We start from the raw sequence: 805 nt of genomic DNA on the forward strand, positions 1-805 counted from the left end.
TTTTATAATCCTATATTTTCTCTATGGTCTGCGAGTTGATTGACGCCATTGAATTTTCTCACCAAGTTGAGGACATCTATCTCAACGATTTCAACGTCCTTCTGGACATATTTGAAATACTGCAATGTGAAGGTAGTTGTGGATGTTGCTTTGCTGCCCGGTTGCCATTCTGCCATTTCAAAGCCTTTGCATAGTCCTCTCATGGTAATGACAACACCTTCTGCTGGTGTGCCTTGCGCTTGCATTGAACTTCGTAATGAGATATCGATATCTGTGCGCCCCAACAGTGCCATCAATTCTGGAGAGCAATCAGAAATGGTCATGCTAAGTGTGAGGGTTTCAAGACCAAGGTCAACTTCAATAGAGCTATCCATGCCTCCGCCACGATAGCTTTCAACAACCAAGTTCAAATTCGGTAATGTTACGCTTTCACATTTTGCTTGATAGGGAATGCCGTCGACAAAAATGTTAAAATATTTCAAAACTCTTGGTAAAACGGGGATAGCCATTAAAAAATCTCCTCTAAGTAATCATTTACAATGCGTGAACGGAATGTGATGTGTTCTGCTGGTGTTGTTGGTGTGAATTCGACATTGAAATAGACTCTGCCGCCTTCAATGGCGCTTGCTGTATTCAACTCTAGATCAGGCGTACAACGCCCACCAAGAATGGCGCCTTGTGCTTTTAAATCACGCAAATAGGCATTGACGCTTTCACTCACGTCACTCATGTAGGTTTTTTTGATATTGCGGTCGACAGCCCATAGATGCCCGCGCAAAATGGCATCATTGATCATATCTGCGGT

2 protein-coding genes are annotated in these 805 nt (G+C 43.0%); both read right to left on the minus strand.

From position 1 onward, the window contains the following. Positions 1-2 precede the first annotated feature (2 nt). Entirely contained in the window at positions 3-509 is a 507-nt protein-coding gene (locus tag ACFIJZ_RS09955) for a phage major tail tube protein (protein WP_375631999.1), read from the minus strand. Further along, positions 509-805: phage tail sheath C-terminal domain-containing protein (locus ACFIJZ_RS09960; RefSeq protein ID WP_375632001.1), on the minus strand; the 297-nt coding region annotated here is incomplete at its 5' end. The genes ACFIJZ_RS09960 and ACFIJZ_RS09955, both read right to left, overlap by 1 nt.

It is taken from the genome of Bartonella sp. CL70QHWL, assembly GCF_042194855.1.
In the GTDB taxonomy this organism is placed as follows: Bacteria; Pseudomonadota; Alphaproteobacteria; order Rhizobiales; family Rhizobiaceae; genus Bartonella.

Bases quoted from the DNA above. Each gene is read 5' to 3' on its own strand.
- ACFIJZ_RS09955 (WP_375631999.1), bottom strand. From the start codon at position 509: ATGGCTATCCCCGTTTTACCAAGAGTTTTGAAATATTTTAACATTTTT.